This is a genomic window from Pseudomonas algeriensis, assembly GCF_048847255.1.
Taxonomy (GTDB): Bacteria; Pseudomonadota; Gammaproteobacteria; order Pseudomonadales; family Pseudomonadaceae; genus Aquipseudomonas.
This window is the reverse complement of sequence record NZ_JBKKRK010000009.1, coordinates 64,642-91,365: the sequence shown is the minus strand read 5'-3', so window position 1 is coordinate 91,365 and position 26,724 is coordinate 64,642. Positions and strand designations below refer to the sequence as shown.

The window sequence follows — 26,724 nt, the reverse complement described above, 5'->3', positions numbered from 1 at the left end:
AGACGGCAATTGCAAGGACTCAGCTCAATATGGAGATGGTCCCGAGGTATTTCAAGGCGCGTGGCAGATTGTCGCAATCAAGGCTGTCAAGCCAATGCAAGTCAGTCCAGCTGCGCAGCCAGGTGAACTGGCGTTTCGCCAATTGGCGCGTGGCAATGATTCCACGCTCGCGCATCTCGGCTGACGTCAGCTTGCCGTCCAGGTAGTCCCAGACTTGTCGATAACCCACCGCACGTATAGACGGCAACCCGGCATGCAGGTCACTTCGCTCACGCAGGGCTACGACCTCGTCTATGAATCCCTGTTCCAACATTAATGTGAATCTTTGTTCAATCCGCCGATGCAGCACTTGCCGGTTCGCCGGAGCGATGGCCAGATTCGCGACAGTATAGGGCAATTGTTGCAGTCCCGAAGCGGCTGCTTCAGTACTTTGCGCAGATTGTCGCTGCCGCAGGGCCGTCATGCTCTGGCCGCTCACCCGATAAACCTCCAGGGCCCGGCTGAGCCGCTGCGGGTCGTTGGGGTGAATGCGCGCCGCCGATTCAGGATCGATCACCGCCAATTGTTCGTGAAGCGCTTGCCAGCCAAGGCGCGCAGCCTCTTCTTCGATCTGTGCGCGCACCTCGGGATCGGCCGCCGGCATGTCCGCCAGGCCATCGACCAGGGCTTTGTAGTACAGCATCGTACCGCCCACCAGCAGCGGAATCTTGCCTCGCGCAGTGATCTCGGCCATGGCCTGGAGCGCATCACGCCGAAAATCAGCCGCCGAATAGGCTTCGGCCGGGTCGAGGATGTCGATCAGCCGATGGGGGTATTCAGCCAGCAAAGCTTTCGACGGTTTGGCGGTGCCGATGTCCATGCCCCGGTAGACCAGCGCCGAATCGACGCTGATCAACTCGCAGGGCAAGACCTTGGTCAGTTCGATGGCCAGGTCGGTCTTGCCGGCGGCCGTCGGCCCCATCAGGAAAATCGCGGGTGGCAACTGGCTCATCAACGACCGCGCAGGAACAGTTTGTCCAGGTCGTCCAGGCCCAGTTGGGTCCAGGTCGGCCGGCCATGGTTGCATTGACCGCTGCGTTCGGTGTTTTCCATGTCCCGCAACAGGCCGTTCATTTCTGGCAAGGCCAGGCGCCGGTTGGCGCGGATCGCGCCGTGGCAGGCCATGGTGCCGAGCAATTCGTTCAAGTGCGCCTGGATCCGGTCGCTGGTGCCATATTCCATCAGGTCCGCCAGCACGTCGCTGACCAGGCGATTGGCCTCGGCCTGTTTCAACAAGGCCGGGATCTGCCGGATCGCCAGGGTTTCCGGGCCCAGGCGCTGTAGCTCGAAGCCCAGGCGCTGAAACCAGCTCATGTGCTCTTCAGCGCAATCGGCTTCGCGCTGGCTGACGGCCAGGGATTCGGGAACCAACAACGGTTGGCCGCTCAAGCCTTCGCTGGCCATGGCGATCTTCAATCGCTCGTACATGATCCGCTCGTGAGCGGCGTGCATATCCACCAGGACCAGGCCCTGGGCGTTTTCGGAAAGGATGTAGATGCCTTTTAGCTGCGCCAGGGCATAACCCAACGGTGGTATATCTCCCTGACCGTCGGGCAATGTCGCCGCAGCGGTTTCAGGCAGAGGCTTGAAGAACTCGCGATACGCGGCCTGGGCCTCGGCTGCCGGCACATTGGATTGTGGGCGCGGCGTGTATTGATACTGATAACCACTGCCAGCGCCGCTTCCGCCTGTGTTGTAGGCTGGTTGGGGCTGGGGTTGCTCCAGCAGGGCATGGGCCGCCAGGCGCATTTCCCCCTGGGGGCCAAACTCGCCGGCCTCCAGCCCGGTTGGCCGGACCATGCCGGCCACGGCCGCCGGGGCCGCCAACTGATCTTCCGGCCGAACATCGCCCAGGGCTCGATGCAACGTGCCATAGAGGAAATCGTGGACCATGCGTCCATCACGGAAACGCACTTCGTGCTTGGTCGGGTGGACGTTGACGTCCACCACCGATGGGTCGACTTCGAAGAACAGCACGAAGGTGGGATGTCGACCATTGAACAGCACATCGCGGTAGGCCTGGCGCACCGCATGGGCCACCAATTTGTCGCGCACCGCACGGCCGTTCACGTAGAAATATTGCAGGTCCGCCTGGCTGCGGGAAAACGTCGGCAAGCCGACCCAACCCCACAGGTGCAAGCCATTGCGCTCCACCTCGATGGGCAAGGCCTGCTCCAGAAAACCCGCGCCACACACCGCGCCCACACGCCGGGCGCGAGCCGCATCATCGTTGGCCTCGTGCAGGCTGAGGATGGTCTTGCCGTTGTGGCGCAGGTGAAACGCCACGTCAAACCGTGCCAGGGCCAGGCGCTTGATGACTTCCTGCAAATGATCGAATTCGGTTTTCTCGGCCTTGAGGAACTTGCGCCGGGCCGGGGTATTGAAGAACAAGTCCCGTACTTCAACCGACGTGCCCACCGGATGAGCGGCGGGTTGCACATGGGAAGCCATGTCGCGGCCTTCGGTCTCGACCTGCCAGGCCTGATCGGCGTTTCGGGTGCGGGACGTGAGCGTCAGGCGCGACACCGAACTGATGGACGCCAGCGCCTCGCCACGAAACCCCAGGCTCATGACCCGTTCGAGGTCTTCCAGGTCACGAATCTTGCTGGTCGCGTGACGCGCCAGGGCCAGCGGCAGGTCATCGGCGGGAATGCCGCGACCGTCGTCGCGCACCCGCAACAGTTTGACCCCGCCCTGCTCGACATCGACGTCAATGCGCTTGGCCCCGGAGTCGAGACTGTTTTCCAGCAGCTCCTTGATGACCGACGCGGGGCGCTCGACCACTTCGCCGGCGGCGATCTGGTTCGCCAGCCGAGGGCTGAGCAGTTCGATGCGGGCGGTGCTGTCGATCACGTCATCGCTCATTGCTTGGCCGCCACTTCGTTGCCAGGAATGGTCAGGGTCTGCCCGATCTTCAGCTCGTCACTTTGCAGATTGTTGGCGCTGCGCAAGGTCGCGGGCGACACCTGGTAGCGCACGGCGATCATCGCCAGGGTTTCGCCCGGGTTGACTCGATGGTCGCGCGGGCCCAGGGCGATCTTGCCCGAATCGCGCAGCCAGGCGATGTAGGTGCCGGGCGGTGGATTCTGCTGGAAGAACTGCCGCACGCCACTGCTGATGGATCGGGCCAAGGCCTGCTGGTGGCTTGACGACGACAGTTTAGAGGCTTCGTTGGCGTTGGAAATGAACCCGGTTTCCACCAGGATCGACGGGATGTCCGGCGACTTGAGCACCATGAACCCGGCCTGCTCGACCCGCTGCTTGTGCAATGGCGTGACGCGGCCGATGTTGCTCAGCACTTTTTGGCCGACGTTCAGGCTGGAGGTCAACGAGGCGGTCATCGACAAGTCCAGCAACACACCGGCGAGCATCCGGTCCTTGTCGTCGAGGCTGACGTTGCCAGCACCGCCGATCAGGTCGGAACGGTTTTCACTGTCGGCCAGCCAGCGGGCGGTCTCGGAAGTGGCACCACGGTCGGACAAGGCAAATACCGAGGCGCCAAACGCAGCCTTGGAGGGTGCGGCGTCGGCATGGATCGAGACGAACAGGTCCGCGCCCTTCTTGCGGGCGATTTCCGTGCGTCCGCGCAGGGGAATGAAATAGTCGCCCGTGCGGGTCAGTTCGGCGCGGAAGCCTTTCATGCCGTTGACCTGGCGCTGCAGTTCGCGGGCGATGGACAGCACCACGTCCTTCTCACGCTGCCCTCGCGAACCCGAGGCGCCAGGGTCTTCGCCACCGTGGCCGGCGTCGATAACCACAATGATGTCGCGTTTGCCGGCCGGGGCCGGTGGCAGCTTGATCGCGGGTTCAGTGGGCGTGACCGGCACGGCGGGCACCGTGGCGACTTTGGTCGGCGGCGGCGGTGTCGGCGCGGCATCGGCCGGGTTATCGAACAGGTCCACCACCAGCCGGTTGCCGTACTGGGCGTTGGGCGCCAGGGTGAAGCTCTTCGGGGTCACCGCTTGTTTCAGGTCGACGACCACCCGCAGGTCGGTCGGCGTACGCTGGGCCGAGCGCATGGCGGTAATCGGAGTGTTGGCGGTGGGCACGTTCAGCGGCGCGCCCAAGGACGCGCCATTGATGTCGATCACCAGGCGATCCGGGGCGGTCAGGGTGAATACGCTGTGCTGCACCGGGCCTGTCAGGTCGAACACCAGCCGGGTATTGTCCGGCGCCCGCCAGAGGCGAACGCTGTTGACCTTTGTCTCAGCCACAGCATCGACGGCCAGTGCCGTAAGCAACAGTCCTACGACAGCAACCACCGCGCGAAAGCGCATACCAAACCCCATCATTTAATTAGTTTCCAAAGCCAAGGCGGCACACCACGACTCGCCACGCGAGCCTTGCGGTGTCAGTTTCAGCGAACGCCCGCCATTCTGCGCGCCAATGGTAATGGTCAGGTCCGGCTTTGGCAAAAAGCCTGCACCTTTCTGGGGCCATTCGATCAGGCACAAGGCGTCATCTTCGAAGTAATCACGGATGCCGAGGAACTCCAGCTCTTCGGGATCGACCAGCCGATACAGATCGAAATGAAACGCCCGGAGGTCGCCGATCTCGTAGGGCTCGACCAGGGTGAAAGTAGGGCTCTTGACTGAGCCGACGTGCCCGAGACCACGGATGATGCCACGGGACAAGGTGGTTTTTCCCGCGCCGAGGTCGCCCTCGAGAAAGATCAAGCCATGCCCTGCGGTGATTTGCGCGATACGCGCGCCAAATTGTGTCATGGCTTGTTCGTCCGCCACGTACAGGGTTACTTCAGACACGGTGAATGCTCCTCCAACAACTGACGAATGGCCGGGATCAGATCGGTCGCCGCCAATCCCCGGCCCGAGCGACCGCACTGGACGCCCGCGCTGGCATGCAGCCAGACCGCCAGGCATGCGGCCTCGAACGCTTCCAGCCCCTGGGCCAGCAACGCGCCGACGACCCCGGCGAGCACATCCCCCAGGCCGGCGGTGGCCATGGCCGGGTGGCCTTGGGTACAAACCGCCAGGCGGCCGTCCGGGCTGGCGATCAAGCTGCCGGCCCCCTTGAGGATCACGGTAGCTGTGTATTTCTGGCTCAAGGCGTGGGCCGCCGCCGAGCGGTCGGCCTGCACCTGAGCCGTGGATATCCCCAGCAATCGCGCCGCCTCGCCCGGATGCGGGGTAATGACGCAATGTTCGGGCAGGCTGACCGCGCCAAGGCTCAACAGATTCAGGGCATCGGCGTCCCACACCTGGGGCAGCGCAGCATTGGCCGCCGCCGACAGCAGGCTGCGTCCCCAGGCAGCCTGGCCCAAGCCCGGGCCGACCACCAGGACGTTGGCCTGCTTGAGCAAGCCCATCAATTGATTGGCCGAATGAGTGCCCTGCACCATCACCTCAGGCAAACGGACCAGCGCCGAGGCGACGTGCTCGCTGCGGGTGGCCATCGAAACCATGCCCGCGCCGCAGCGCAGCGCACTTTCGGCGCTCATCTGGATCGCGCCGCCGAAACCCCGGTCGCCGCCGATCAACAGCACGTGACCGAACTTGCCTTTGTGGGACGTGGGCGGGCGAGGCGTCAGGCGCGGCAGATTAACAGGCAGGAGCAGGCGGGCACTGGAAGGCGCCGACTCAACAATGTCAGGGTCGGCGTGCAGGTCGTTGAACACCAACTCACCGACTCGATCCGCCGCATCCCCGGTGAACAAGCCAAGCTTCAAGCCGATGAACGTCACGGTCAGGTCAGCCGCCACGGCGGTCCCGAGCACTCGGCCGGTGTCCGCACACAGCCCCGAGGGTATATCCACCGCCGCGACCGGCAAACCGCTGACATTGATCGTATCGATCGCCCGGATATAAGGCTCGCGCACTTCGCCGGTGGTCCCGGTGCCGAGCAGCGCGTCGAGCAGCACTCCCCGCAGCTCGCTATCGTCCGACCAAGGCTCCACCGGCACACCCACGGCCACGGCCTCTGCATGGGCATTGGCGGCATCACCCAACAGGCGCCGGGGCTCGCCCACGGCCAGGACCCGTACCGACCAGCCGGCTCGGCGGGCCAGGGCAGCGACCAGGTAGCCATCGCCGGCGTTGTTGCCATGCCCGGCCAGCACGGTCAATTCAGCGCTTTGCGGCCAACGTCGCACGATAGCTCGCCACGTGGCGCGGGCGGCACGCTGCATCAGTTCGAAGCCGCTGGTGCCTGCCGCGATCAGCTGTGCATCCAAGGCCCGGACCTGCGCGGCGCTGTACAGCGCGTCGGGAAAATCATCTTTAGTCTGCGGCATGCGTCTTCGGGCTCCGATGTCTGGCAGAATTATACGCATCTCAGCTCCGGTTTCTCTCGCCTCATGCCTGCCATTCCCACAGACCTTGCCACCCTCGCCCAATCCATCAAGGAATGGGGCCGCGAGCTGGGCTTCCAGCAGGTCGGCATCAGCGGCCTGGACCTGGCCGAGCATGAACAACATCTGCAACGCTGGCTCGAGGCCGGCTACCACGGCGAAATGGACTATATGGGCGCCCATGGCAGCAAACGCTCGCACCCAGAAGAACTGGTGCCCGGCACGCTGCGGGTGGTGTCGCTGCGCATGGATTACCTGGCGGGCGACACCCAAATGGCCCAATTACTTGGCGAACCGGAAAAAGCCTACGTTTCGCGTTATGCGTTGGGCCGCGATTACCACAAATTGATCCGTAAGCGCGTGCAGCAACTGGCGGAAAAAATCCAAGAGGCCATAGGCCCCTTCGGCTATCGCGCCTTCGTCGACAGCGCGCCGGTGCTGGAAAAAGCCATTGCCGAACAGGCCGGCCTGGGTTGGATCGGCAAGAACACCCTGGTCCTGAACCGCAAGGCCGGCAGTTATTTTTTCCTCAGCGAGCTTTTTGTCGACCTGCCTTTACCGGTGGACCCGCCACACGGCACCGAGCATTGTGGAAAATGCACCGCTTGCCTGGACATCTGTCCGACCAATGCCTTCGTCGGCCCTTATGTACTGGATGCTCGACGGTGCATTTCATACCTCACTATCGAGTTGAAGAACGCCATTCCGGAGGATCTGCGGCCCTTGATCGGCAACCGGGTGTTCGGTTGCGATGACTGCCAGATCGTTTGTCCATGGAACCGCTTCGCCCGGCCATCCGGCGAAAGCGACTTCAAGCCACGGCACAACCTGGACAACGCCGGGCTGGCGGAGCTGTTCATGTGGGATGAGGAAAAATTCCTCAGCAGTACCGAAGGTTCACCGTTGCGCCGTGCTGGGTACGAACGTTGGCTGCGCAATCTGGCGGTGGGCCTGGGCAACGCGCCGTCAACGATTCCCGTGCTGCAAGCGCTGGAGGCGCGGCGCGATTATCCGTCGGAACTGGTGCGCGAACACGTGGAATGGGCGCTGCGCCAGCACGCCACGCGTCAGACTTCGTCGTTATAGACGAATTTAGGCATTTCCCAGTGAAAACGAATCGCCAGGAGCCGCAGCAGAAAACCGCCAAACAATGTGATGAGGATCGACTGCTCGCTGGGCAATTGCAGGTAGACGCATAACAAATAGCACCACGCGGCGGCAAACGAGACGCTGGCGTAGAGCTCGCGACGGAAGATCAGCGGAATATCGTTACAGAAGATATCCCGCAGGATGCCGCCAAATACCCCCGTGATCACGCCGCTCACCGAGGCGACCAACATGCCATGGCCCATTTCCAGCGCAGTCATGCAGCCAATCAGCGTGAATGCCACCAACCCCACGGCATCGAGCACCAAAAATAGCGAGCGCAGGTGACGCATCCAGCGCGCCAGGAACACCGTGAGCATCGCAGCCGCGGTGGTGAGCACCAGGTATTCCGGATGCTTGACCCATGTGAGCGGGTAGTGACCGAGCAACACGTCGCGCACCGAGCCACCACCCAGCGCCGTGATGCAGGCGATCAGCACCACACCAAACCAGTCCATGCCACGCCGCCCGGCGGATAGCGCGCCGGTCATGGCTTCGGCGGTAATGGCGATCAGATACAGCATCAGCAACATGGTGGCGGTCCTTGCGGGAAGGCGCGCAGTCTAGCCAGTTTGGGCGGGCACCAAAAGAGGGCAAGATCCGCCGGCTGCCGGAGCGTGGCGAGGGGATTTTTCCCCGCTGGGCTGCAAAGCAGCCCCAAATACAACCAACACCGACCGGCCTGACACAACCAGACATCAGGTCAAGGGGCTGCTCCGCAGCCCAACGGGGATAAATCCCCTCGCCACAAAAGCTTGCCCGCCAATCGCTTGGGGTTGGCTCAGAACTTGATGAAGTGCTTGCGGTAATGCTTCAGCTCGGCGATGGATTCGCGGATGTCGTCCAGGGCCAGGTGCGTACTGCCTTTCTGGAAACTGTCGCGCACTTCGGGAGCCCAGCGAGCGGCCAGTTCCTTGAGCGTGGAGACGTCAAGGTTGCGGTAATGGAAATAGCTTTCCAGGGATTTCATGTGGGTGTACAGGAAGCGACGGTCCTGGCAGATGCTGTTGCCGCAGATCGGCGACTTGCCCCTCGGCACCCATTGCTCGAGGAAAGCGATGGTCTGGGCTTCAGCCTCGGCCATGCTGATCTTGCTCTCGCGCACCCGTTGGGTCAGGCCCGAGCCGCCGTGTTGGCGGGTGTTCCACTCGTCCATGCCGGCCAGGATCTCGTCACTGTGATGGATTGCGATCACCGGCCCTTCGGCCAAGGTATTGAGATCGCTGTCGGTGACGATGGTGGCCATTTCGATGATGACGTCGGTGTCAGGGTTCAGACCGGTCATTTCCAGGTCGATCCAGATCAGGTTCTGCGGGTTTTGCAGGTTTTGCATGGGGGAGCTCCTCGGCTTAGCTGCGCAGTTTAGCTTAGGCAGCCCCTTGGGCGTGCTAAACTCGCCGCCGTTTTAAACCAATCGATGTATTTCTTCATACGGAACACCCATGGCCAAACGCCAACTCAATCGTCGTCAGAACTGGCGCATCGAAAAGATCCAGGGCGAGCGTGCCGCCCGTGCCGCCAAGCGCGAATCCAGCGCTGTCGAAGCCTTGGAAGGCGGTGACCTGGGCCCCGAGCAGACCGGCCTGGTGATCGCTCACTTCGGTGTGCAGGTCGAGGTCGAGGCCCAGGAAGGCGAACTGGCCGGCCAGGTGTTCCGCTGCCACCTGCGCGCCAACCTGCCAGCGCTGGTGACCGGCGACCAAGTGGTCTGGCGTGCCGGCAACCAGGGCATCGGCGTGATCGTCGCGCAATTGCCCCGGCACACCGAGCTGTGCCGTCCCGACAGCCGGGGCCAACTCAAGCCAGTGGCCGCCAACGTCGACATGATCGTCATCGTGTTCGCTCCGTTGCCCGAGCCCCACGCCAACCTGATCGACCGTTACCTGGTAGCGGCCGAACACGCCGGCATCCGTCCGCTGCTGCTGCTCAACAAGTTCGACCTGATCGATGAGCACAACGCCCCGGCGCTGAATGCACTGCTGTCGGTCTATCGGGACCTGGGTTACCCAGTGTTGGAGGTCTCGGCCCATCACGGCAACGGCATGGAACAATTGCAGCGGCAACTGGACGGACGCATCAGCGTGTTCGTCGGCCAGTCCGGCGTCGGCAAGTCTTCGTTGGTCAACAGCCTGCTGCCGGAGGTCGAGACCCGCGTCGGGCCGTTGTCCGAGCTGTCCGGCCAGGGCACACACACCACAACCACCGCGCGGCTGTTCCACTTTCCCGGCGGCGGCGAACTGATCGACTCGCCGGGCATCCGCGAATTCGGCCTGGGCCACGTCAGCCGGGCGGATGTCGAAGCCGGCTTCATCGAATTCAACGAGCTGATCGGCACCTGCCGCTTCCGCGACTGCAAGCATGATCGCGAACCCGGGTGCGCCTTGCTCAAGGCACTGGAAGAAGGCCGCGTGCACCAGCAACGGATGAACAGTTACCGCTCGATCATTGCCAGCCTGCCGGAGAGCAGTTACTGACAGCTGATCACTATGGTGACGAGTCTCAAGTAAACCGATATCCACAAAAAAGCCGACAATGATGTCGGCTTTTTTGTGGATCACTGCGCCGGCGGCTCGGCCGGTTTCGGTGCGGCGTCGTCGAACAGGTTCAGGCGTTCGCGCAACTCGTGGGCCGGCACCGGCTGCTGGTCCGCCGGCAAGGCGTTCGGATCGACCGCTGCACCTGGCGCGGCCGGTGGCACCGACACTTCACCTGGCGCGCCCTCGCCTTGGGCCGAACCGGGCACCGAATCGGGCACCGAATCGTCTGCTTGTGAACCCTCGATGGCTTTTTGGGCCTTCTTGGTCAACACCACGATATCGATACGCCGGTTGACCGGATTGAAAGGGTCTTGGCGATCGAACAGTGCCGAAGACGCATAACCGACCACCCGTGCCACTTGCTCATCCGGATAGCTGCCCGCCACCAGGGCGCGACGTGCCGCGTTGGCGCGGTTGGCCGAGAGTTCCCAGTTACCGAAATCGCCTTTGCCCACGTACGGCTTGGCATCGGTATGGCCGCTGATACTGATCTTGTTCGGCACCGCCTTGATGGTGTCGGCCATGGCCAGCAGGATGTCTTCGAAATACGGCTTGAGCCGCGCGCTGCCAGAGTCGAACATCGGCCGGTTATCGGCGTCCATGATCTGGATGCGCAGGCCGTTCGGCGTGATCTCGAACAGGATCTGGTCCTTGAACTTCTGCAATTCGGGATTTTCTTCGACCTTGTTCTGCAACTCTTGCAGGAGCAATTCCAGGCGCTCGCGCTCGACCTGCTCGGCCATGCCCTCGGCCTCATTGGCGTCGACGGTCGCCTTGTCGGGCTGGGGCTGGGACTTGACCTCGGGGTTGAGGGTATTTTCCGGCGCCAGGACAGGCGAGCCGCCCAGATCGATGATGTACGGCGTGCCGCTCTCGGAAAAACCTACCGGGTCCTTGAAGTAACCGGCGATCGCGATCTTCTGTTCCGGCGTCGCCGTGGACAGCAGCCACAGCACCAGGAAGAACGCCATCATCGCCGTGGCAAAGTCAGCGAAAGCGATTTTCCAGGCGCCGCCGTGATGCCCGCCAGCTATGCGCTTGACGCGCTTTACAATGATCGGCTGATTGTTTTCCATGGCTTAGCGACCGCGAACCGCTTGTTCCAGCTCGGCAAAGCTTGGACGGTGCGCCGGGTACAGGACCTTGCGGCCGAACTCCACCGCCAGGGACGGTGGCATGCCCGAGGCCGAGGCCACCAGGGAAGCCTTGATGGCTTCATAGACATTGAGTTCTTCCTTGGCGTCATGGGCCAGGGAGTGGGCCAGCGGGCCGAAGAAACCGTACGCGGCCAAAATACCGAAGAAGGTACCCACCAGTGCCGCACCCACGTGCAGGCCGATGGAAGCCTGGTCGCCTTCACCCAGGGACGCCATGGTCACCACGATACCCAATACCGCCGCAACGATACCGAAGCCGGGCATGCCGTCGGCGATGCCGTTGACTGCGTGGGATGGGTGCTCCAGGTCTTCCTTGAGGCTGTACAGCTCCATGTCGAACAAGCCTTCCAGCTCATGGGGCGCCATGTTGCCGGACGACATGATGCGCAGGTAATCGCAGATGAACGCGGTCATGCGCTCGTCTTTCAGCACCGAAGGGTACTTGGCGAAGATCGGGCTGGCGGCGGCGTCTTCGATGTCGCCCTCGATCGCCATCATGCCTTCGCGGCGGCTCTTGTTGAGGATCTCGTAGACCAGCCCCAGCACCTCAAGATAGAAGGTGTGGCTGAAGCGCGAGCCGAACATGCTCAAGGATTTCTTGAGCACATGCATGGTCATATAGCCAGGGTTCGCCTGGAGGAATGCGCCAAGAGCCGCACCGCCGATGATCATCACCTCGAACGGTTGGATCAGCGCAGCGATCTTGCCATGGGAAAGCACGTATCCGCCGAGCACGCTCGCGAACACGACAATGATGCCGATAATTTTAGCCATAGATAGAAAGTACTTATTTAAGTCGGGTTCAAGGTCATATTCGGAAGCTGAAAAATCTCTTCTTCTACTTATCGGCAAAACTGCGCCAGACTATAGCCAGTTCCGGCGAAAAGCCAATTTGCCCCGTTCCGGGCGTAGATACCTCATGCGAAGATCACGTCCAACCATGGCTAACGAAACGAACGTTCCAACTCCAAGACCGACCACGATCGAAGGCTGGGTAAAGCTGCTCGAAGGCGTCCATTTGCCGGTGCCCCAGGCCAGTCATGACCTGGTCTGCAAGGCCATTTCCGACAGCCGCCGCTCGTTGCGCGACATCGCCGAATTGATGCAGGACAGCCCCGCGCTGGCCCTGAGCGTCATCCGCGAAGCCAACCACCACACCCACGGCAGCCTGGCGGAGCCGGCTGAAAACCTCGAAGTGGCGATCAACCGCCTCGGCCTCAAGCGCACCGAGGAATTGCTCGCGCGCCTGCCTTCGCTACCGGCGCACCAGATACCGGTCGCCCTGCGCCAGTTGCAATTGATCAGCCAGCACGCCACACAACAGGCCAATGGTTTTTTCGCCAGCCGCCTGGCGCGGCTGTGGCAGGACATCCACTGGGGCAGCCTGTTGTTCCTGTCGCCGCTCTGGCCCTTGGCCCTGACCCATCCACGCTTGCTGGCGGAATGGGAGCTGCGGGTCGTCCATAAACGCCAGCCGGCCAGACAGGTCGAGCGCGAACTGTTCGGCGTCAGCCTACTGAACATCTGCCTCGCGCTGGTGGAGGCGTGGCGCCTGCCCATCTGGGTGGCGCAAGGCTATCGCCTGTTGCTGAATGAACGCCGCGAACTGATGAAAGTGCTGCGCATCGCCCGCGACAGCGAACATCCGCTACGCCAGCAGAATCGCCTGGACGACGACCCGACGCTGCGGCGCTGGCTCAATCAACCCGCCAATACAGTGCTGCTGGCCAATGGTCTGGCACTGTCGGCGCAAGAGGCCTGGGAAAGCCCGCACAGCGCTCGCTGGCAATACCTCACCAGCCTGTATCTGCAAATGCCGATGGACGAACTTCAGCAGCAACTGCACCAACAAGCCGCCAACAGTGCTCGCCAGCACACCATGCCGGACCTCTGGCACCCCGCCGTGGCACTGATCTGGCCCCCGGGCAGCCGCCGCGTGCATCCCGGCTTGTTGCCCGCCGCCCCGCCCAGCGCCCAGGACCTGTCCCAATGGCGCAAGCAATGCGCCGCGCTGCTGGTGGAACCGAGCCCTTTCAGCAACGCCATGCACCTGACCACTTCGGCGCGAGATACCCTGGTGGCGTGCGGCATGCGCCGGGTGATGATTTTAATGCCCGATCGCAGCCAGACCAGCGTTCGTGTGCATCAGACCGCCGGCCTGCCCAAGGAAGCGGCGGCGATGAGCTTCTCCATCAGCCAAAGCAAGGTCTTGCAGCGACTACTGGCTCAACAGGCCCAGGTTCGCCTGACTCCAGAGAACAACGCCCAGTTTTCCGCCTTGCTGCCTCCGGGCCTTCGCGCCCTGTTCCGAGGCGAGCACCTGCTGTTGCGCTCACTGACGTGTAATGGACGGGTGATCATGCTAGTGGTCGCGGACCAGGGTGGCGGTCCGTTCTCGGACGTGACCGTTCAGGCTTTCGGCAAAACCGTGCAATGCATCGAAAGGGCCCTGCACAGCTTTACCAACCGTGGCCGCTGAACTTGCTACAATCCTTTCCCTTTGCGCCCCAGGAGACCTCACATGCCTGACTTCTCTGGCTTGCCGCTGGTAATCGAGCCCAACGAGCTCTTGCCGCGCCTCGATGCTCCCAATCTGATTCTGGTGGACCTGACCAGCGCGGCGCGCTACAGCACCGGCCATATTCCTGGCGCGCGCTTCGTCGATCCCAAACGCACGCAACTGGGCCAGCCCCCGGCGCCGGGACTGTTGCCGGCGAAGGCCGACCTGGAAACGCTGTTCGGCGAACTCGGGCATAACCCTGGCGCGGTCTATGTGGTGTATGACGACGAAGGCGGCGGCTGGGCCGGGCGTTTTATCTGGCTGCTCGACGTGATCGGGCACTCCAATTACCACTATCTCGACGGCGGGCTGTTGTCCTGGCTGGACCAGGGCCTGCCGGTGTCGATCGACACCCCGGCGCCGGCCGCCGGCGATGTCAGCCTGGTGCTGCACGACGAACCCACCGCCACTCGCGAGTACCTGCAAAGCCGTCTTGGCTCGAAAGACCTGGCGATCTGGGATGCGCGCGGCCCGCTGGAATATTCCGGTGAAAAAGTCGTGGCGGCCCGGGGCGGACACATCCCCGGCGCGGTCAATTTCGAATGGACGGCCGGCATGGATCCTGCGCGCAGCCTGCGCATCCGCAAGGACATGCCGCAGATTCTCGAACAGCTGGGCATCACGCCCGATAAAGAAGTCATCACCCACTGCCAGACCCACCACCGCTCTGGCTTCACCTATCTGGTGGCCAAGGCGCTCGGTTATCCGCGGGTCAAGGGCTATGCCGGTTCATGGGGCGAATGGGGCAATCATCCCGACACGCCCATCGAGCTTTGAAGATTTAAGGACAGTTAATGAAAAACCGCTTGTTCATCCTCTCCCAATACCTGCTGCCGCACCACCTGCTGTCGCGGCTGGCCGGCTGCATCGCCGAGTGTCGCGTTCGCTGGTTCAAGAACGCCTTCACGGCCTGGTTCGCCAAGCGTTACCAGGTGGACATGTCCCAGGCGCTGGTGGAAGACCTCACTGCCTATGAACACTTCAACGCGTTTTTCACCCGCGCATTGAAAGACGGTGCGCGTCCCCTGGACGAAACGCCCGGCGCGATCCTCAGCCCCGCCGACGGCGCCGTCAGCCAACTCGGCCCGATCGAGCATGGCCGGGTGTTCCAGGCCAAGGGCCATAGTTTCAGCGTGCTGGAACTGCTGGGCGGGGATGCGGCCAACGCGGCGCCATTCATGGGCGGCGACTTCGCCACCATCTACCTGTCGCCCAAGGACTACCACCGCGTACACATGCCGCTGGCCGGCACCCTGCGGGAAATGGTCTACATCCCAGGACGGATTTTCTCGGTCAACCAGACCACCGCCGAAAACGTCCCGGAGCTGTTCGCCCGCAACGAACGCGTCGCGTGCATTTTCGACACCGAGCGCGGGCCGATGGCCGTGGTGCTGGTGGGCGCGATGATCGTTGCCTCCATCGAAACCGTCTGGGCCGGCCTGGTGACACCGCCCAAGCGCGAATTGAAGACTTTCCGCTACGATGAGGCCGCTCGCGCGCCGATCCACCTGGAAAAAGGCGCCGAACTGGGCCGCTTCAAGTTGGGTTCGACCGCTATCGTGCTGTTTGGACCAGACCAGGTGAAATGGGCCGAAGACCTCGTGGCGGGCTCGCCGGTGCAGATGGGCCAGGCCCTGGCACTGCCGAACGCCTGACCCAAAAACTCACCCAGTGGGAGCAAACTCGCTCCCACTGGGTATCCGACAATCACAGAGCACCTCTTTCGCCTACAGCTGCTAGAGTTGGAAACATCCTTTTCATTTCCCGCCGGAGCCCGTCCACGGCATGAATGAGACCAGCCCTCTCCAGCTACTGCGCGTCCTGACACCGACCCAGTCGCGCCTGTCTTTCTGCGATGCCGCGCCACGCGACCTCAAGCGTTGGATCGCCAATCTGCCCAAGGCCAACATCGGCGAAACCGCTCGCCTGCTGTACCAGGCACTCGGCGAGCTGAACCAACTGCTGACCCCCAGCGATAATCGCCTGCAACTGCTGGAGCTGCTGCGACCAGAGGTTTATTACGTCTGCAAGCACCTTGAGCGGCACTTCCTGCAGCAGGCCATCGTGCTGGATGAGCGATCGCGCAAGATCGTCAACCTGTGCCAGGCCCTGCAAGCCCACCTGGCGATGGGCTACAAACAGATCGTCGGGCGTATCTCGTCGAAATTTTCCAAGGACCGGGCGCGCCTGCTGGCTACCGCAGCGCAACGGGCAGTCCACGCGCTCAATAGCACGTTGCTACGCTCCAGCCAGTTGTACAGCCCTGTGCCCGAGGGGCTCTGGCTCGATCTGCATCAGCTGTACCGGATCGCTTGCCAGCATAAACTGCAGCACCTGGCCGTCAGCGATGAACTGGCCAGCCAGGTTCACCAACTGAACGTCGAGCAAACCTACGTCGTCGCGCTATTGCTGGGCGCCTCGCGCAGCAACCAATTGCGCCAGAGCCAGATTGCCCGATTGGCCGAAGTGCTCGAACCCTGGAGCCAAGGGGTCAAGCTGGACCCGGCCGTGACCGCCTCCAGCCTGTTCGCGGTCGCGCCGCAGTTGGATGTCGGTCCGCGCTACCGCTCGAAATTCCGGGCGGAACAGCAACCCACGCTGCTGGGTTTCGACCCACAGCCGCTGGTGCGTGCCATTACCACCCACTTGGCGCAACTGGTCGAGTCGACGTTGACGGTACCGGCCGGCATGAGCGCCGACACCTTGCATCATCTGCAAGCCGCCTGGGGCGAAGCTGCCGAGCGCAGTTTCCAGCGCACCGAGGGCAACGGCACACTGACCCTGTGCGTGGGCATGAGCGCCTTGCATTATTACCTTGGCGGCGAACGCTCATTCAGTGAAATCCTGAAGAACCCGGCCACCCGCAAGGCCCGCTTCGAGGCGTCGCCCACCCGGAAAAACGATACCTGGGACCAAGCCTTCGACGCAGCGCCCAGCGGTGACAGTGAGCTTTTGCCCTACGAAGAAATCGAATACCCGGTCAATCCGGCCGATGATGACGCCGCAAGCTCCGACAACCAGCACCATTTCCCCACCTACGACTTGCCGATCATCAACCACAGCCCGGGAGGTTACTGCCTTGGCTGGCCGAAGGAGGTGCCGGAACAACTACAGGCTGGGGAAATGGTGGGTATCCGGGACGCCAACGACCAGAGCTGGAGCATCGCCGTGGTGCGCTGGATTCGCCAGGTGCGCAATGGCGCCATGCAGATGGGGATCGAACTGGTCGCGCCCCATGCCCAGCCGTGCGGCCTGCAATTGCTTCGAGAGCAAAACGAGCAAGGGCACTATCTGCGCGGGCTGCTGCTTCCGGAGATCAGCGCCATCGACTTGCCCCCCACCGTAATCGCCCCGCGCCTGCCTTTCCAGGAAGGCCAGCAGGTGTTGATCAACACCAATGGCGAGGAACGGCGCGCCGGGCTCGATCGACGAGTGACCAGCACCCACAGTTTCAACCAGTTCGCTTATCGCCAGGACGAATCAGCGGCGAACGGGGGTGACGGCACGCAAGAGGGGGATTTCGATTCGTTGTGGAAGTCGCTCTAAGGAACAACAACTATTCCGTGGCGAGGGAGCTTGCTCCCGCTGGGCCGCAAAGCGGCCCCGAAACCTGACACCCAGGCGTTTCAGGTGGGCCGTATTGGGCCTGCTGCGCAGGCCAGCGAAAGCAAGCTCCCTCGCCGCGGGTATGCGAAATCCAACGATCGGCGAATTGCTCAAACCTGCCCGTCGCGATCCCGGAAGCCCAACAGGTACAACACCCCATCCAACCCCAAGGTCGAAATCGCCTGCCGGGCCGATTGCTTGACCAGCGGCTTGGCCCGGAACGCCACGCCCAGGCCGGCGATGGCCAACATCGGCAGGTCGTTGGCTCCGTCGCCCACGGCAATGGTCTGCTCCAGGCGAAGGCCTTCTTTTTCGGCCAATTCGCGCAGCAGGTCCGCCTTGCGCTGGGCATCGACGATCGGCTCGACGGCCACGCCGGTGACCTTGCCGTCCACCACTTCCAGTTCATTGGCGAACACGTAGTCGATGCCGAGCTTGGCCTGCAACTGTTTGGCGAAATAGGTGAAGCCGCCGGACAGGATGGCGGTTTTGTAGCCCAGGCGCTTGAGTTCGGCGAACAGGGTTTCGGCGCCCTCGGTCAGCCGCAGTGAGGCGCCGATGGAATCGAGCACGCTGACGTCCAGGCCCTTGAGCAGCGCCAGGCGTTCTTTGAAACTGGCACGAAAATCCAGCTCGCCGGCCATGGCCCGCTCGGTTATCGCCGAGACCTTATCGCCCACGCCAGCCGCCTTGGCCAATTCGTCGATGACTTCGGCTTCGATCAACGTCGAATCCATGTCGAACACCGCCAGGCGACGGTTGCGGCGGAACAGCGAATCTTCCTGGAACGCGATGTCGACGTTCAGCTCCTGGGCCACGCTGAGGAATTCGGCCCGCAGCGCCTGGGGATCGGCCGGTTCGCCGCGCACGGAAAACTCGATGCAGCCCTTGCCCTGGTCAGCCGGAGTATCGAGCGGCATACGCCCGGAGAGTCGGTCGATATGGTCGATGTTCAGCCCGTATTGGGCGGTGATCGAACTGACCCGTTGCAACTGCTCGGCGGTCACCTTGCGGGTCAACAACGTCACGATGTGGCGCTTCTTGCCCTGGCCGGCTACCCAATGCTGGTAATCGGCTTCGGATACCGGAGTGAAACGCACCTGCTGGTCAAGCTTGTAGGCCGTGAACAGGATGTCCTTGAGCACCGACTTGCTTTGTTCGGCGTCCGGAATTTCAACCAGGATGCCGAACGACAGCGTGTCGTGGATCACCGCCTGACCGATGTCGAGAATGGTCACACCACCCTGGGCCAGAACGCCGGTAATGGCCGCAGTCAGACCCGGACGGTCGCTGCCAGTGATGTTTATCAGGACGATTTCGCGCAAGGCGCACCCCCGCAGGTGGAAAAAAACCGCATTCTACCCACATTCAGTGACCATCGGGCACCGCCAGTGCTTTGCCGGCCATGGGCCTGTCGCTATACTGCGCGTCAATTTCACGGACAAAGAGCCGAGCTCAGTGAACCGGCCCACGCCAGTCAAAACCGACAACTTCTTCCTGCTGATCTTCCGTGCATTGCGCCATCGCCGCGTGCCGATTGCATTGCGCATCGCCAGCCATAACGTGATCCTGGTCGCCCTGGCCCTGGTCATCTATGCCTGCGTGATGGGCCTGCAATTCAAGCAGGCCATGCATGAGCAGGCGGACGCCCTGGGTGAAAGCCTGACCACCCAGACCGCCACCTCCGCCACCGAGTTGCTGGTGTCCAACGACATCCTCAGCCTCAACGTGCTGCTCAACAACCTGACCAAGAACAAACTGGTCGCCCACGCCGCCATCTACAGCGTGGACAACCGCATCCTCGCGGAGGCCGGCCAGCGCCCTAAACCTGGCCTGCTGGGCGAGACCGGCGGCATGTACCAGAGCAAGATCACTTTCCAGGACGTGACAGCCGGGCAACTGCGCATCAGCCTGGACATGGACCAGTTCCAGCAACCGATGACCATCAGCCTGCAAAGCATGGGCATCCTCAGCGCAATCCTGCTGGCGCTGGCGCTGGCCTTGAGCCTGCGCCTGGGACGGCACATCTCCACGCCGCTGCTGCAATTGCGCGTCTGGCTGCGGGACATCGATGAACATACGCCGGCGACCCAGCGCCAGGATGAGATCGGCGACCTGGCCCGGCAACTTCACGCCAGCTTCGCGCCGGAACCTGAGCCGGTGCCGGAGCCTGAAGACATCGACTACGTCGACGAGGACGATGCCGAGCCGGGCTTCGAGGTGCGCAACCTGCGTGACCCGGGCTTTGACGAAAGCGCACCGATGCCCGCCTCCCGCCCTGCGCCGCGCCATGTGGTGCGCACGGTCGAAGACGAGGAAGACGACGACGCCTTTGCCGATTTGCGCGACGAGGCGGTGACCGGCGCTCCTCAACCGGCTGCCCGCCCCGCCTCGAACGTGCCCCAGCACAGCGCTGTGCTGGCCGTTCAACTGGGTGCCCAGGATCAGCTGCGCCGCCTGCCCCAGGCGCGCCTGAAGGAGCTGCTCGAACGCTATCGCGACTGCCTTGACCAAGCCGCATCGCTTTATCAAGGTGAACTGCATACCCTCAATGACGGCAGTACGCTGATGCTCTTCCATGCCGAAGACAGCGGCGACGACTACCTGACCAACGCCATTTGCTGCGGTGAACTGCTGCGCGCGCTGGGTCATCAATTGCAAATCGAAGTCGCCGACAGCGGCATCACCCTGCAATTGCAGTTGGGCTTGACCTTGGGCGACGGCCTGTTCGGCCTGAGCCAGATCGACCTGCTGCTCACCGAAACCGCCCAGGACGCATTGGCCCTCTCCCAGCACAGCCGCAACTTGTTGCTGGTGGAGCGCAAGATCAACGATGACGCCCTGATCCGCCAACGCACCCGCATCCGCCCCATCGCCAGCCCGGAAGGCGCTTGCTGTGTGGAACGATTGATGGAGCCATATCCATCGATGCTGGAGCGGCAACTGGCGCGCATGCATGAGCGTCAGGCCTGAGGTCTCGGCCCTGAAATAATAAAACCCGCAGATGAGTAATCGTCTGCGGGTTTTTTGTTGCCTTCGCTGGCCCTATCGCGAGCAAGCTCGCTCCCACAGGGATCTTCATACGACCGTAGGTCCCCTGTGTGCGAGCTTGCTCGCGATGAGGCCAGCACAGACACCAGATATTCCAACCGGCAGAAACAACAAAGCCCGCATCAACGCGGGCTTTGTCTGGCAGTCATCAAATCGTCAGAACCGAAACACTTCCATGTCCGTACGAATCGGCAGGGCCATGGGAATCTTGTCCTTTTCCTTTTCCACCGGCTTGGCCGGAGCGGGCGCCGCCTTGCGCGGGACTTCCGCGATAGGGGGTTGGTTGGCCAGCGGCTTGAGCGACACGGACAGTTGCTCGGCCAGGCGCTGCAAAAGCACGCCTTGAGCCTGGACCTGCGCCGCGGTGGTGCCTGCATGCTGCTCCTGCAGGTGCACGATACGGTTTTCGCGAACCGTGCCGCGACGATCGATCAGCCGCCACTGGGCATCCAGTACCGCAGGTTGGGATTTGCCTGAGTCCAGACGGGTAATCGACAACAAGACCTGTACGTCCGGAGTGAACCCCTGGGTAGCGGGGGCCAGTACCACGCGCTGGCTGTCCAGGTGTCCGGCCACCTGACGCAGCAATAATTGATCGATGTCCGAAGACAGGCTGCCGGCCCAACGACCATCGGTGGCGGCTTGCAGGCTGCCGTCCGGTTGACGTTGCAACAAGGTTTCACGCTGCAGGTAGTCAGCGATCAGAACCGGGCCAAGCAGTACGGCCATGCCTGTGCTTTGTGCAGGCTGGGCCGGGGTACCGCTGTCCAGTTGGTACAGCGACACCGGCTGGTTCATGCTGCAGCCCGCCAGGCCAAGCAGGCCGGCGAGCCACAAAATAGGAAGGCGCAGAGCAGTCATCGTCTCGTCCAGGTGGCGGCCACAAGGCTTACCACAGTGAAAAATACTCGGTCATTATTGAAGAACGCTCGGCCACGCCGGCGCTTGAAAGGGCCTATCATCCGTGAATATGCGTCCCGACTCCAGCGCCAAAGCACCGATCCGCGGCTTTTAATCGCGGACCGAGCCCTCTAGCACGCTCAATTGAGGTTTTCGACGAGCAGTGCATCCACCCGCTGAAAACCTCTTGGAAGCTTGTTGCCCCGCCGACCACGTTCACCTTTGTAATGCTCAAGATCGTCCGCTTTCAATGAAAGCGTACGCTTTCCAGCCTGCAGCACAAGCGTGGCACCCTCCGGTATCACTGCAATATCCGTGACATATTCCTCGCGACTCGCCACCCGTTCGCCGGAAATACCGATAATCTTGTTGCCCTTGCCTTTACCGAGCTGTGGCAGATCGCTGATCTTGAACACCAGCAACCTGCCCTCTGTCGTCACCGACGCCAGCCAATTGCTCTCGCGGTCGATGACTGGGCGAGGCGCGATGACTTTGGCGTTGTTCGGCAGGCTCAACAGCGCCTTGCCCGCCTTGTTCTTGGCTTGCAGATCCTCACCCTTGACGACGAACCCGTACCCGGCGTCCGACGCGATAACGTACAGCCCGTCATCATCAGGCATCAGCACACATTCAAAAGTTGCACCCGGTGGTGGCGTCAGACGACCGGTCAGCGGTTCGCCCTGTCCACGGGCCGATGGCAAGGTGTGGGCCGGGACCGAATAACTCCGCCCGGTGGAGTCGATGAACACCGCAAACTGGTTCGAACGCCCCGGCGCCAAGGCCTTGAAGCCATCCCCGGCCTTGTAGGAAAGCCCGGCGGCGTCAATATCATGCCCCTTGGCCGAGCGCACCCAGCCTTTTTCAGAGAGCACGACGGTAACCTTCTCGTTCGGCAGCAGGTCGTGCTCGCTCAACGCCTTGGCTTCGGCGCGCTCGACGATCGGCGAGCGACGGTCGTCGCCGTAGGTTTCGGCGTCCTTCAGCAGCTCGGTGCGCACCAGCTTCTTGAGCTTGGCTTCGCTGCCCAGCAAGGCTTGCAGCTTGGCTTGCTCCTTGAGCAGTTCGTCCTGCTCGGCACGCAGCTTCATCTCTTCCAGGCGCGCCAACTGGCGCAGGCGAGTGTCGAGGATGTAGTCGGCCTGGATTTCGCTCAGCGCAAAACGCTCGATCAGCTTGGCCTTGGGGTGCTCCTCGGTCCGGATGATGTGGATCACTTCGTCCAGGTTGAGGTAGGCAATCAGCAAACCGTCCAACAGGTGGAGGCGGCGCTCGACCTTGTCCAGGCGGAATTGCAGGCGCCGGCGCACGGTCTTGACCCGGAATTCGAGCCACTCCACCAGCAACGCCCGCAGGTTCTTGAGCTGCGGCTTGCCGTCCAGGCCGATGATGTTGATGTTGACCCGGTAGCTGGACTCCAGGTCCGTGCTGGCGAACAGGTGCTGCATCAGCGCTTCGTGGTCGACCCGGCTGTTGACTGGGATGATCACGATGCGGCATGGGTTCTCGTGGTCGGATTCGTCACGCAGGTCGGCCACCTGGGGCGCTTTCGACGGTTTTGCCTGCATCATCGCGGCAATCTGCTCCAACACCTTGGCCCCGGAGACCTGATGGGGCAGCGCCGTGACGATGATGTCGCCGTCTTCGATGTGATAAACGGCCCGCATGCGCACCGAACCACGACCGGTTTCATAGATTTTCAGCAGATCGGCGCGGGGCGTGATGATTTCCGCTTCGGTCGGATAATCCGGCCCCTGGATATGCTCGCAGAGCTGCTCCACCGTGGCCTTCGGCTCGTCCAGCAAACGCACGCACGCAGTGGCCACTTCCCGCAGGTTATGCGGGGGCACGTCGGTGGCCATGCCGACGGCGATGCCGGTGGTGCCGTTGAGGAGGATATTCGGTAAACGCGCCGGTAACACCAGGGGTTCGTCGAGGGTGCCGTCGAAGTTAGGGCCCCAGTCCGCGGTGCCCTGGCCCAGTTCGCTGAGCAGCACCTCGGAATAGCGCGACAACCGCGCCTCGGTGTAGCGCATGGCCGCGAAGGACTTGGGATCATCCGGCGCACCCCAGTTGCCCTGCCCGTCCACCAGCGTGTAGCGATAGCTGAACGGCTGGGCCATCAGCACCATCGCTTCGTAGCAGGCCGAGTCGCCGTGGGGGTGGAACTTACCGAGCACGTCACCGACGGTACGGGCCGATTTCTTGTGCTTGGAGTCAGCATCCAGCCCCAATTCGCTCATGGCGTAGACGATCCGCCGTTGAACCGGTTTCAGGCCATCGCCGATGTGCGGCAAGGCGCGGTCCATGATCACGTACATGGAGTAATTGAGGTAGGCGTTTTCGGTGAAGTCAGCCAGCGACCGGCGTTCTACGCCGTCCAAGCTGTCTGCAAGAATATCGCTCATGCGGGCCTCATCAGTTCGTTGTCTGGCGCAACGGCGCATTGCCGTCGCGCAGGATAAATTCAAATGCTTGGAGGGCGCTGGTGCCCGGCGATTGCCGGGTCATGGCGAGGCGCCCCAGCCGCTGTCCGGCGCGGCGAAGCGCCAGATCACCGGCCGCCGCTCGCCATCGGCACGGGCTCCATCGTTGTTGTCCAGGCCAATCCACGCGCCGGTGGCGTCCACCACCAGCGCTTCGGCCAGTCCGTAGGGCTGGGAAAAACGACGAGCGTCCTGCAAGGCCTCGGCTGCGAACGACCAGCAGCGCTCGACCTCGGCCGTCCGCGCATCCCGCCGGCATATCTGGAAGGCGTTGCGCTCCAGGGTAAACAGCTTGCCGTTGAACAATGACAGATCGGCGAAATCCCGTGAAACCGCCTTGGCCTTGGGGAATTGAGGCGGCTGCATCTGCTGCCCCGCTTCGCTAAGCAACACACAATTGCCGTCGCAGTCCCAGACAGTTTGCTGGCGCTTGATCAACAGCAGGCCGCGCCGTTCACGCTCGGCCGCCAGCCAGATGTGATCCCCGGCCGGGTTGACCGCAAGGCCTTCGAACAGCGAATTGAAATGCAACAACATGCCACTGCCCCGGGCTTGACGAATCATCGTCGGGGCGATTTTCAACCACGATGCAGCGCCTGTCGGCGGGATTTGCAGGACGGCGGCATGGGACTCGCTGACCACATAGCGATTGCCTGCGCTGTCGCAACTGATGCCTTCGAAATCCAATTCGCCACCGCGCAGGAACGACGCCGCCCATGTGCGGGACCTCAAGCCCCACGGCAAACCGCTGTCCGGCACCATCGGCACTTCGATCTCGACCACTTCGGCCGCCCAGACTGGCGCATCGACCGGCTGGAGGCGATAGATCCGGTCATCGTCGCGATCGGACACAGTCCACATTTCGTTGCCACACAAGGCCAGCCCAGACAAATTGCCGCCGCGCATGCCTTCGACGACATGCTCGGACAACAACGTGAGCTCCGGCGCCGGCTCGGCCACTACCCCCCCCGCCCACAGCAACAGCGCCAGGGCGAAACCCTTGCGCATCAGGCCAGGACCTCAGCCAGGTCACCCTTGGATTCGAGCCAGGTCTTGCGGTCGCCTGCACGTTTTTTCGCCAGCAGCATGTCCATGATTTCCGACGTTGCCGCGAAGTCGTCCAGGGTCAACTGCACCAGGCGACGGGTGTTCGGGTCCATGGTGGTTTCACGCAGCTGCGGCGGGTTCATCTCGCCCAGGCCTTTGAATCGGGTGACCTGCGGCTTGCCGCGTTTCTTCTCGGCGACCAGGCGGTCGAGAATGCCGTCGCGCTCCGCTTCGTCCAGGGCGTAGTAGATTTCCTTGCCCAAGTCGATGCGGTACAGCGGCGGCATCGCCACATAGACGTGGCCGGCATCCACCAGCGGGCGGAAATGCTGGACGAACAAGGCGCAGAGCAACGTGGCGATGTGCAGGCCGTCAGAGTCGGCGTCGGCAAGGATGCAGATCTTGCCGTAGCGCAGCTGGCTCATGTCCTCGGCGCCGGGGTCGACGCCAATGGCCACCGCGATGTTATGCACTTCCTGGCTGGCCAGCACTTCGCTGCCGTCCACTTCCCAGGTGTTGAGGATCTTGCCCCGCAGCGGCAGGATCGCCTGAAACTCCTTGTCCCGCGCCTGCTTGGCCGAACCACCGGCGGAGTCACCTTCCACCAGGAACAACTCGGAGCGCATCGGATCCTGCCCGGCGCAATCGGCGAGCTTGCCCGGCAACGCCGGTCCTTGGGTGATGCGCTTGCGCTCGACTTTCTTGCTGGCCTTGAGGCGACGGCCGGCGTTGTTGATCGCCAGCTCCGCCAGGGCCAGGCCGGTTTCCGGGTTGGCGTTGAGCCAGAGGCTGAACGCGTCCTTGACCACGCCGGAAACGAAGGCCGCCGCCTCACGGGACGACAGTCGCTCCTTGGTCTGGCCGGAGAATTGCGGCTCCTGCATCTTCATCGACAGGACGAAGGCGATGCGCTCCCAGACGTCTTCTGGCGCCAGCTTCACGCCACGGGGCAGCAGGTTACGGAACTCGCAGAACTCGCGCATCGCGTCGAGCAAGCCTTGGCGCAAGCCGTTGACGTGCGTGCCGCCCTGGGCCGTCGGAATCAGGTTGACGTAACTTTCCTGAACGCTTTCGCCACCTTCGGGCAGCCACAACAACGCCCAATCCACGGCTTCCTTGTTACCCGCCAGGCTGCCGCAGAACGGCTCGGTGGGCAGGCATTCGAAACCGTTGACCGCGTCCACCAGGTAGGAACGCAGGCCGTCCTCGTAATGCCATTCGACCTTCTCGCCGGTGGCCTTGTCTTCGAAACTGACCAAAAGCCCCGGGCACAAGACAGCCTTGGCCTTGAGCACGTGCTTGAGGCGGGTGACGGAGAACTTCGGCGAATCGAAATACTTCGGGTCCGGGGCGAAATACACGCTGGTCCCGGTGTTGCGCTTACCGACAGTGCCGACCACTTCCAGCTCGGTGGCCTTGTAGCCGTCGGCGAACGTCATCTGGTATTCATTGCCGTCACGCTTGACCCGCACCCGCACCTGGGTCGACAAGGCGTTGACCACGGAAATACCCACCCCGTGCAGGCCGCCGGAGAACTGGTAGTTCTTGTTGGAAAACTTGCCGCCGGCGTGGAGCTTGGTGAGGATCAGCTCGACGCCCGACACGCCCTCTTCAGGGTGAATGTCCACCGGCATGCCGCGGCCGTCATCGCTGACTTCCAGCGAGTGATCGGCGTGCAGGATGACCTGCACCGACTTCGCATGCCCAGCCAAGGCTTCGTCGACACTGTTGTCGATGACTTCCTGGGCGAGGTGGTTCGGCCGACTGGTGTCGGTGTACATGCCGGGGCGCTTGCGCACCGGGTCGAGGCCCGAGAGGACTTCGATGGCGTCTGCGTTATAAGAGCTAGCGCTGGGAGTGGCCATGGGGTCTCGTCGTCAGTGTTCAATGA

Annotated in this window: 21 protein-coding genes; 7 read left to right on the top strand and 14 right to left on the bottom strand. The window is 62.6% G+C overall.

Annotation, left to right across the window (positions count from 1 at the left end):
* Positions 1–19 precede the first annotated feature (19 nt).
* Genes miaA through ACLK1G_RS15400 form a run of 5 tightly spaced genes read right to left on the bottom strand, consistent with a single transcriptional unit; the run spans position 20 to position 6,289 of the window.
* Complete coding sequence (gene miaA, locus ACLK1G_RS15420) at positions 20–991, bottom strand: tRNA (adenosine(37)-N6)-dimethylallyltransferase MiaA (RefSeq protein ID WP_420766188.1); 972 nt, start codon at positions 989–991, stop codon at positions 20–22.
* On the bottom strand, positions 991–2,904 hold the full coding sequence (gene mutL / locus ACLK1G_RS15415; protein ID WP_420766187.1) for a DNA mismatch repair endonuclease MutL: 1,914 nt from the start codon (positions 2,902–2,904) through the stop codon (positions 991–993). Before mutL ends, miaA begins: the two co-directional genes overlap by 1 nt.
* Positions 2,901–4,331 (bottom strand): N-acetylmuramoyl-L-alanine amidase, encoded by a 1,431-nt coding sequence (locus ACLK1G_RS15410; protein WP_420766186.1) that lies wholly within the window; start codon positions 4,329–4,331, stop codon positions 2,901–2,903. The genes mutL and ACLK1G_RS15410 overlap by 4 nt, the downstream gene beginning before the upstream one ends.
* Complete coding sequence (tsaE, locus tag ACLK1G_RS15405) at positions 4,332–4,802, bottom strand: tRNA (adenosine(37)-N6)-threonylcarbamoyltransferase complex ATPase subunit type 1 TsaE (RefSeq protein WP_420766185.1); 471 nt, start codon at positions 4,800–4,802, stop codon at positions 4,332–4,334.
* Positions 4,790–6,289 (bottom strand): NAD(P)H-hydrate dehydratase, encoded by a 1,500-nt coding sequence (locus tag ACLK1G_RS15400; protein ID WP_420766184.1) that lies wholly within the window; start codon positions 6,287–6,289, stop codon positions 4,790–4,792. The genes tsaE and ACLK1G_RS15400 overlap by 13 nt, the downstream gene beginning before the upstream one ends.
* A 63-nt stretch (positions 6,290–6,352) precedes the next feature.
* Here ACLK1G_RS15400 and queG point away from each other — a divergent pair, with 63 nt between their 5' ends.
* A complete protein-coding gene (gene queG / locus ACLK1G_RS15395) occupies positions 6,353–7,432 on the top strand; it encodes a tRNA epoxyqueuosine(34) reductase QueG (protein WP_420766183.1) in 1,080 nt (359 codons plus the stop codon).
* On the opposite strand, the gene ACLK1G_RS15390 is transcribed toward queG, so the two are convergent.
* Both ACLK1G_RS15390 and orn read right to left on the bottom strand, forming a co-directional pair.
* Positions 7,414–8,025, bottom strand: coding sequence for a trimeric intracellular cation channel family protein (locus ACLK1G_RS15390; RefSeq protein WP_420766182.1), 612 nt, complete (start codon positions 8,023–8,025; stop codon positions 7,414–7,416). The genes queG and ACLK1G_RS15390 overlap by 19 nt on opposite strands.
* 248 nt (positions 8,026–8,273) lie before the next feature.
* On the bottom strand, positions 8,274–8,816 hold the full coding sequence (orn, locus tag ACLK1G_RS15385) for an oligoribonuclease (RefSeq protein WP_420766315.1): 543 nt from the start codon (positions 8,814–8,816) through the stop codon (positions 8,274–8,276).
* Between the two features lie 118 nt (positions 8,817–8,934).
* On the opposite strand from orn, the gene rsgA reads away from it, so the two are divergent.
* Positions 8,935–9,966: a small ribosomal subunit biogenesis GTPase RsgA gene (gene rsgA, locus ACLK1G_RS15380; RefSeq protein ID WP_053117887.1), complete on the top strand. Its 1,032-nt coding sequence runs from the start codon at positions 8,935–8,937 to the stop codon at positions 9,964–9,966.
* Positions 9,967–10,046: 80 nt separating this feature from the next.
* Here the strand turns inward: rsgA and motB are convergent, their stop codons facing one another.
* Positions 10,047–11,105: a flagellar motor protein MotB gene (gene motB, locus ACLK1G_RS15375; protein WP_420766181.1), complete on the bottom strand. Its 1,059-nt coding sequence runs from the start codon at positions 11,103–11,105 to the stop codon at positions 10,047–10,049.
* Between the two features lie 3 nt (positions 11,106–11,108).
* Positions 11,109–11,960, bottom strand: coding sequence for a flagellar motor stator protein MotA (motA, locus tag ACLK1G_RS15370; RefSeq protein WP_198797221.1), 852 nt, complete (start codon positions 11,958–11,960; stop codon positions 11,109–11,111).
* 166 nt (positions 11,961–12,126) lie between these two features.
* On the opposite strand from motA, the gene ACLK1G_RS15365 reads away from it, so the two are divergent.
* The 4 genes from ACLK1G_RS15365 to ACLK1G_RS15350 all read left to right on the top strand — a co-directional run bounded on the left by ACLK1G_RS15365 (position 12,127) and on the right by ACLK1G_RS15350 (position 17,292).
* Entirely contained in the window at positions 12,127–13,665 is a 1,539-nt protein-coding gene (locus ACLK1G_RS15365; protein ID WP_420766180.1) for an HDOD domain-containing protein, read from the top strand.
* Between the two features lie 42 nt (positions 13,666–13,707).
* Positions 13,708–14,523, top strand: a complete 816-nt coding sequence (locus ACLK1G_RS15360) for a rhodanese-like domain-containing protein (protein WP_420766179.1) — start codon at positions 13,708–13,710, stop codon at positions 14,521–14,523.
* A gap of 17 nt (positions 14,524–14,540) precedes the next feature.
* A complete protein-coding gene (asd, locus tag ACLK1G_RS15355) occupies positions 14,541–15,401 on the top strand; it encodes an archaetidylserine decarboxylase (protein ID WP_420766178.1) in 861 nt (286 codons plus the stop codon).
* 130 nt (positions 15,402–15,531) lie between these two features.
* The gene (locus ACLK1G_RS15350; protein WP_420766177.1) at positions 15,532–17,292 is read left to right on the top strand and encodes a molecular chaperone; all 1,761 of its coding nucleotides are present in this window, start codon (positions 15,532–15,534) and stop codon (positions 17,290–17,292) included.
* Between the two features lie 170 nt (positions 17,293–17,462).
* On the opposite strand, the gene serB is transcribed toward ACLK1G_RS15350, so the two are convergent.
* Positions 17,463–18,677, bottom strand: coding sequence for a phosphoserine phosphatase SerB (serB, locus tag ACLK1G_RS15345; RefSeq protein ID WP_420766176.1), 1,215 nt, complete (start codon positions 18,675–18,677; stop codon positions 17,463–17,465).
* A gap of 133 nt (positions 18,678–18,810) precedes the next feature.
* Here serB and ACLK1G_RS15340 point away from each other — a divergent pair, with 133 nt between their 5' ends.
* On the top strand, positions 18,811–20,325 hold the full coding sequence (locus ACLK1G_RS15340) for an AhpA/YtjB family protein (protein WP_420766175.1): 1,515 nt from the start codon (positions 18,811–18,813) through the stop codon (positions 20,323–20,325).
* Between the two features lie 234 nt (positions 20,326–20,559).
* On the opposite strand, the gene ACLK1G_RS15335 is transcribed toward ACLK1G_RS15340, so the two are convergent.
* The 4 genes from ACLK1G_RS15335 to parE form a co-directional block, all read right to left on the bottom strand.
* Positions 20,560–21,264 (bottom strand): PqiC family protein, encoded by a 705-nt coding sequence (locus ACLK1G_RS15335; protein ID WP_420766174.1) that lies wholly within the window; start codon positions 21,262–21,264, stop codon positions 20,560–20,562.
* Between the two features lie 179 nt (positions 21,265–21,443).
* Positions 21,444–23,708: a DNA topoisomerase IV subunit A gene (gene parC, locus ACLK1G_RS15330; RefSeq protein WP_420766173.1), complete on the bottom strand. Its 2,265-nt coding sequence runs from the start codon at positions 23,706–23,708 to the stop codon at positions 21,444–21,446.
* 99 nt (positions 23,709–23,807) lie between these two features.
* Positions 23,808–24,794, bottom strand: coding sequence for an esterase-like activity of phytase family protein (locus ACLK1G_RS15325; protein ID WP_420766172.1), 987 nt, complete (start codon positions 24,792–24,794; stop codon positions 23,808–23,810).
* Positions 24,794–26,698, bottom strand: coding sequence for a DNA topoisomerase IV subunit B (gene parE / locus ACLK1G_RS15320; RefSeq protein ID WP_420766171.1), 1,905 nt, complete (start codon positions 26,696–26,698; stop codon positions 24,794–24,796). The genes ACLK1G_RS15325 and parE overlap by 1 nt, the downstream gene beginning before the upstream one ends.
* Between the last annotated feature and the right edge of the window lie 26 nt (positions 26,699–26,724).